We start from the raw sequence: 7,061 nt of genomic DNA on the forward strand, positions 1-7,061 counted from the left end.
CGATCGGAATACAGGGTTCTTGCGATGTGGATTTGGAGGGGCTTCGACAGGCTCAGCCCGAACGGAAATGGGCTCGGCCCCAACAGGTGTTGTTTCATCTCGGATCTCCAGGGCGAAAAGGACACCGCCGCGGCGCACACGCGCCGTGGCGGGGGTGGGGTATTGATAGCCCTTGGGGAACGGATCCGGCTTGATCAGCTCGGGCGACTCGGCCACGACCTTGAAGGTCGCATCCGGCATGCCCATGGCGATGCGCGACTTGCTCCACAGGTGGTGGTTGGCATCGAGCTTCACGTAGCCTTCGGGCGCCGTGGTGAGTTCGATGCCCTGCTCCGAAGCGGCCACCACCTTGTCCACGTCGAAGCTCTTGGCCTTCTCGACCGCGGCCTTCCACAACCAGGGTCCGAGGTAACCGGCCTGGGTCACGTCGCCGATCACACTGTCCTTGCCGTACTTGGCCTTGAAGGCGGCCACGAACTTCTTGTTGTTCTCGTTTTCCAGCGACTGGAAGTACTTCATCGACGAGTAGAAGCCCTTGAAGTTTTCGCCGCCCACGCCGGTCATCTCGTCCTCGGTCACCGAGAGCGTCACCAGCAGCTGCTTGTCGCCGGTGATGCCGGCGGCCTTGAGCGCCTTGTAGAAGGCCACGTTGGAGCCACCCACCACGGCGGCAAAAATGCAGTCGGGCTTTTGCAGCTTGATCTTGTTCATCAGCGAGCCGAAGTTGGTGCTGCCCAGCGGGTAGTACTCCTCGCCGACGACCTTGCCCTTCTGGAAATTCTCGATGTGCTTGCGCGCGATCTTCATCGAGGTGCGCGGCCAGATGTAGTCGGAGCCGATCAGGAAGAAGGTCTTGGCCTTCTTCTCGGTCTTGGCCCACTCCAGGCTGTACAGGATCTGCTGCGTGGCTTCCTGGCCGGTGTAGATCACGTTCTTGCTCTGCTCCAGGCCTTCGTAGAAGGTGGGGTAGTAGAGCAGGCCGTTTTCTTTCTCGAACACCGGCAGCACCGCTTTGCGCGAGGCCGATGTCCAGCAGCCGAACACAGCCGCGCAATGGTCGTTGATCAGCAGCTTCTTGGACTTCTCGGCAAAGGTCGGCCAGTCGGAGGCGCCGTCTTCCTTGATGACCTTGATCTTGCGACCCAGGATGCCGCCCATGGCGTTGATCTGGTCGATCGCCAACTGCTCGGCCTGGATCGAGCCGGTTTCGGAAATGGCCATGGTGCCGGTGCCGGAGTGCAACTGCCCCACGGTGACTTCCGTGTCGGTCACCGCCAGCTTGGTGGTGTTGACTGAAGCCGTGGGCTGGCCAAAGCTCCAGGCGGGCAGGCCCGCCACGGAGGCGGCGCCCAGCATCTGCAAGACGCGGCGGCGGCTGGCGGCGGGAGACTCGAGGGTGGTGGCATTCGGATCGGAAGGCGACTTCATGTTGAACTCCTGTACGGGTTGGCAGTGAGACCGGCGGGTTGCCGACTGGGGTTCAGATTAGGGAAATCCCTCGGTAGCACCTATACGTTAAATAACGTAGAGCCCGTTTGCGCCGCCTGGGCCGCCGCGAGAACGGTTCTTGCTTGGTCCCCCAGCATGTCTTTGCCCCCACCCGCCGCGACCGCAGCCACCCAGAAGATTTTTGGCTTTCGCCGGGAGTACAACACCTGGGTGGCCGACGAGACCATGGAGGACTACGCGCTGCGCTACACCCCACGCAGCTTTCGCAAATGGAGCGAATGGCGGGTGGCCAACACCGCCTTTGGCTCGCTGTCCTTTTTGGCGCTGGAGGCGATTGGCGGCGCCATCGCCGTGAATTACGGCTTTGCCAACGCCATGTGGGCCATCCTGGCGGTGGGCCTGATCATTTTTTGCACCGGCCTGCCGATCGCGTACTACGCGGCGCGCTACGGGCTGGACATGGACTTGCTGACGCGCGGCGCCGGTTTTGGCTACCTGGGCTCCACCATCACCTCGCTGATCTACGCGGTGTTCACTTTCATCTTCTTTGCGCTGGAGGCGGTGATCATGGCGCTGGCGCTGCAGATGGCCACCGGCTGGCCGCTGCCCGTGTGTTACGTGGTTTCGGCGGTGGTGATCATTCCGTTGGCCATCCGGGGCATCACCCTGATCTCCCGGCTGCAAGCCTGGACCCAGCCGTTGTGGCTGTTCCTGCTGCTGCTGCCCTTTGTCTGGATCGCGCTGTCGCAGCCCCAGCTCTACCGCAACTTCTCCGGCCTGGCGGGCCTGCGTTCGGGCAGCAGCGATTTTTCGCCGTTGATGTTCGGCGCGGCGGCGGCGGTGATCTTTTCGCTGGTGGTGCAAATCGGCGAACAGGTGGACTTTCTGCGTTTTCTGCCGGTGCGCACGCGCCAGAACCGCTGGCGCTGGTGGCTGGCGGTGCTGGTCTCGGGGCCGGGCTGGATCGTCATGGGCATGCTGAAAATGGCCGGCGGCGCTTTTCTGGCGTTTGCCGCCATGCAATTCGAGATCGTGCCGGCGCGCGCCGTCGAACCGACCCAGATGTACCTCGCCGGCTTCGCCAAGGCGGTCGGCCACCCCGGCCTGGCGGTGGCGATGACGGTGGTGTTCGTCATCATTTCCCAGATCAAGATCAACGTCACCAACGCCTACGCCGGGTCGCTGGCCTGGTCCAACTTCTTTGCCCGCGTCACGCGCAGCCACCCCGGGCGTGTGGTGTGGCTGGTGTTCAACGTGGTGATCGCCACTTTGCTGATGCTGCTGGGCGTGTTCGAGGGCATCGAACGGGTGCTGGCCATCTACAGCAACGTCGCCATTGCCTGGGTCGGCGCGCTGGTGTCCGATCTGGTCATCAACAAACCCCTGGGCCTGAGCCCCAAAGGCATCGAGTTCCGGCGCGCCTACCTGTACGACTTCAACCCGGTGGGCCTGGGCGCCATGATCATCGCTGCCGTGGTCGCCAGCCTCGCCTACGCCGGGGTCATGGGCGAAACCGCCGCCGCGTTCTCGCCCTTCATCGCCCTGGGCCTGGCCATGGCGCTCGCCCCGCTGCTGGCCTGGGCCACCCAGGGCAAGTACTACCTGGCGCGTGCACCCGAAACCCGGTGGCGCCCGGGCGAACTGGTGCGCTGCGCGGTGTGCGAGAACCAGTTCGAATCCGAAGACATGGCCCGCTGCCCCGCTTACCAGGCCTCCATCTGCTCGCTGTGTTGCTCACTGGAATCGCGCTGCCACGACCGCTGCAAAACCAACGCCCGCGCCGCCGACCAGATGCGCACCCTGCTGAACGCACTGCTGCCCCGGTGGCTGGTGGTCAAGGTCAATTTCCGGGTCTGGCAGTACATCGCCGTGCTGTTGTCCATCGTCTCGGTCATGGCCTTTCTGATCGGCATCGTCTACGTGCAGGAAAGCCTGCGCGCCACGGGCGCCCCGCTGGACACGCCCTTTCTCAAGGTGTTCGCCCTGCTGTTCCTGCTTGCGGCGGTGTGCGCCTGGTGGGTGGTGCTCACCACCGAGAGCCGGCGCATCGCGCAAGACGAGTCGGAACGCCAGACCCAGTTGCTGCTGCTGGAAATCGACGCCCACCGCCGCACCGACGCCGAGTTGCAATCGGCCCGGGACCGCGCCGAATCGGCCAGTCAGGCCAAGACCCGCTACGTGGCCGGCATGACACACGAGCTGCGCACGCCGCTGACCAGCATCCTGGGTTATGCACAAATCCTGCTCAAGAACCCGGACATTGCCGAACCCGTGCGCGAGAAGATCGCCACCATGCAGCGCAGCGGCAACCACATGCACGCGCTCATCGACGACTCGCTGGACCTGGCCCGGATCGAGGCCGGTCGCCTCAAGCTCGACCCGGTGCCGCTGCCGCTGCGCCAACTGCTCGAAGACGTGGAGCGCATGGTGCGCCCGCAGGCCGAAGCCAAGGGCCTGCACTTCACCGTGCACCAGCAGGGCGACGTGCCCGACTGGATCCGTGTCGATGCCAAGCGCCTGCGCCAGATCCTCATCAACCTGCTGGGCAATGCGGTGCGCTTCACCGACCTCGGCAGCGTGCAGTTGCGGCTGGATTTCCGCCAGCAGGTGGCCCGCATCGACGTGGTGGACACCGGCATCGGCATCGCCTCGCAAGACCAGAAGCGCATCTTTCTGCCCTACGAGCGCGGCAGCGCGGGCCGCCGCGCCGCCGAAACCGGCACCGGCCTGGGCCTGACCATCACCCACTTGCTCACCGACATGATGGGCGGTGAGTTGACGCTCAAGAGCCGCCCCGGCCACGGCAGCACGTTTTCCCTGCGCCTGTACCTGCCCGCGATCACGCCCGATCCGCTGCACCCCATGCCCCTGCCCTCTTCGCTGCGCCCGGTCACCGGCTACCGGGGCGCGCGCAAGACCCTGCTGGTGGTGGACGACCAGCCGCTGCACCGCCAGCTGCTGGCTGGGCTGCTGATGCCGTTGGGCTTTGTGGTCCAGGAAGCCGCCAGTGGCCAGGAGTGCCTGGAAATCGTGGAAGACCACCCGCCCGCACTGCTGCTGCTCGACATCACCATGGACGATCTGGACGGCTGGCAGACCGCGCAGCAGGTGCGCCAGCTCTTGCCCGCCGCGCGTCTGCCGGTGGTGTTCGTGTCGGCCAACCTGTTCGACAACGTACCCGAGAAGCTGGCCGGGCTCGACTGCCAGGGCTTTGTCGGTAAACCGGTGATGGAGTCCGAGCTGCTCGACGCGCTGCAAGCCGCGCTGTCGCTCGAATGGATACGCGACGAGGCGCCCACCGACACGCCAGCCGAACTGGCGCCCCTACGGGTGCAGGGCCCGCCGCTGCGGGCCGAGCTGCGCGAAGAGCTGCAGCGCCTCACCCGGCAAGGCCAGCTCGCTGCGTTGCGGCAACGCCTGCGGCAAGCGCAAACCACCGAACCGGCCCATGCCGCCACACTCGCCGTGTTGCAATCCTGCGCCGACCGGCTCGACTTCCAAGCCTTGATGACCCACCTGCGCGACAACCGGGAAACCCACGATGATGCCGCCGACGCCTGATCCCCTGCCGAACACCCCGGCCACCACACCGCTGGTGATTCTGGTGGTGGACGATGCCCTGGACACCTTGCGCATGTTGTGCGATGCCCTGCTGGCCGAAGGCTATGTGGTGCTGGCCGCGCGCGACACGGCCGAAGCCCTCGAACGCTTCGAGGTCACCGTGCCCGATGGCGTGCTGCTCGACGCGGTGATGCCGGGCCGCGACGGTTTTGCCCTGTGCAAGCAGCTCAAGAGCACCCCGGCTTGGTCGCATGTGCCGGTACTGTTCATGACCGGGCTCTCGGAAACCGATCAAATCCTGCGCGGCTTTGCCTGCGGCGCGGTGGACTACGTGGTCAAACCCTTGCGCATCCCCGAGGTGCTGGCCCGCCTGTCCACCCACGTGCGCAACGCCCAGGTGGCCCGCCTGGCCCGCGAGGCGGTGGATGTGGCCGGCATGGGCACGGTGGTGCTCGACGCCCGGGGCCGCATCGCCTGGCGTTCGCCGCAAGCCACCGCCTGGCTGGAACAGGCTTTCGGCGTGGCCGAATCCGCGCAAGCGGCGGCGCAATGGTTGGGCAGCGTGGCCGGCGAAGGACTGGCCCAGACCGATCTGGGCCGCCAGGGGCGCTTGCTGGCGCGCAGCATGGGGCACGACCACCTGGGCGAATCCATGCTGCTGCTCACGCTCACACCGCCCGACAGCCCGGCGGTGCAGCGGTTGCGCGAAGTGGCGCTCACCCCGCGCGAGACCGAAGTGTTGTCCTGGCTGGCCAAGGGCAAGACCAACCGCGACATCGCCGACATCCTGGGCATGAGCCACCGCACCGTGAACAAGCACCTCGAACACGTGTTCGAAAAACTCGGCGTCGAAACCCGATCCGCCGCCGCAGCGATTGCCGGACGGCTGCTGCCGACCGACTAGGAGCCTGTTCACAGGGACTCTGGCGCACGGATTTGTCCATACCGCCCGAGCGCGCCAGAATGCAGCACACAAGGTTCAAGGAGAAGAGATGCTGGAAATGGTGATCAACGCCCGTGCGGCGGATCTGGGCCACGGCCTGACGGTGCGCCGTGTGCTGCCCTACGCCAAGCGGCGCATGGTCGGCCCCTTTGTGTTTCTGGACCACGCCGGCCCGGTCACGCTGGCGGCAGAAGACACCCGCGCCGCCGACGTGCGCACGCACCCGCACATCGGCCTGGCCACCGTGAGCTACCTGCTGAGCGGCCAGATCACGCACCGCGACAGCCTGGGCACGCACCAGGTGATTCGACCGGGCGAGGTGAACTGGATGACCGCCGGGCGGGGCATCACCCACTCCGAGCGCTTCGAGCATCCGGCCTCGTTTGCCGGTGGCGGCCTGGAACTGATGCAGTCCTGGGTGGCGCTGCCCGAGGCGGACGAAGAAACCGAACCCGCCTTCACCAACACCCCGGCCGACGCCCTGCCGGTGCGCGAAGAAGCTGGCGTCTGGATGCGGGTGATCGCGGGCACGGCCTATGGCCTCAGCAGCCCGGTGCGCACCCACTCACCGCTGTTCTACGTGCACACCGAAATCCAGGCCGGCGCCAGCCTGGCCTTGCCCGGCGGCTACGCCGAACAAGGCGCTTACGTGGCTCATGGCGAGATCGAACACGGCGGACAGCTCTACCAACCGGGCCAACTGCTGGTGTTTGGCGACGACCGCGACGCGCTGCTGCACGCGCGCACCGCGGCCACCGTGATGCTGTTTGGCGGTGAACCGCTGGGCGAGCGCCACCTGTTCTGGAACTTCGTGTCGTCGCGCAAGGACCGCATCGAACAGGCCAAGGCCGACTGGAAAGCAGGCCGCTTTCCCATGCCACCGGACGACGCCGAGGAGTTCATCCCGCTGCCCGGCTGAACCCCGGGCACGGGGGGCCAGCGCCCCGTGCCGCCCGAAGCGCGTCACAATGGCCCGAGATTTCCGCCCGCCATTTTTGACACACCGCTCCCGCGTACCCACCACCCCATCGCCCCGCATGGCCTTGTTCGACAAACTCTTTGGACCCCGGCGCGAACGCCAAGGCCCGGAATCGCTTCTGCCGGCCGA

3 protein-coding genes and 1 pseudogene are annotated in these 7,061 nt (G+C 66.1%); 3 read left to right on the top strand and 1 reads right to left on the bottom strand.

What is annotated here, in order from left to right; genetic code table 11:
• Positions 1-162: 162 nt before the first annotated feature.
• A pseudogene (urtA, locus tag ABYB95_RS13550) lies at positions 163-1,428 on the bottom strand (urea ABC transporter substrate-binding protein); the annotation flags it as partial.
• 156 nt (positions 1,429-1,584) lie between these two features.
• On the opposite strand from urtA, the gene ABYB95_RS13555 reads away from it, so the two are divergent.
• From ABYB95_RS13555 to ABYB95_RS13565, 3 genes are all read left to right on the top strand, one after another.
• Positions 1,585-5,010, top strand: a complete 3,426-nt coding sequence (locus ABYB95_RS13555; RefSeq protein WP_372659088.1) for an ATP-binding protein — start codon at positions 1,585-1,587, stop codon at positions 5,008-5,010.
• Positions 4,991-5,914 (top strand): response regulator, encoded by a 924-nt coding sequence (locus ABYB95_RS13560; protein ID WP_372659089.1) that lies wholly within the window; start codon positions 4,991-4,993, stop codon positions 5,912-5,914. The genes ABYB95_RS13555 and ABYB95_RS13560 overlap by 20 nt, the downstream gene beginning before the upstream one ends.
• 88 nt (positions 5,915-6,002) lie before the next feature.
• Positions 6,003-6,872, top strand: coding sequence for a pirin family protein (locus ABYB95_RS13565; RefSeq protein ID WP_372659090.1), 870 nt, complete (start codon positions 6,003-6,005; stop codon positions 6,870-6,872).
• Positions 6,873-7,061: the final 189 nt, after the last annotated feature.

It is taken from the genome of Hydrogenophaga sp., assembly GCF_041633695.1.
Lineage (GTDB): Bacteria > Pseudomonadota > Gammaproteobacteria > Burkholderiales > Burkholderiaceae_C > Hydrogenophaga.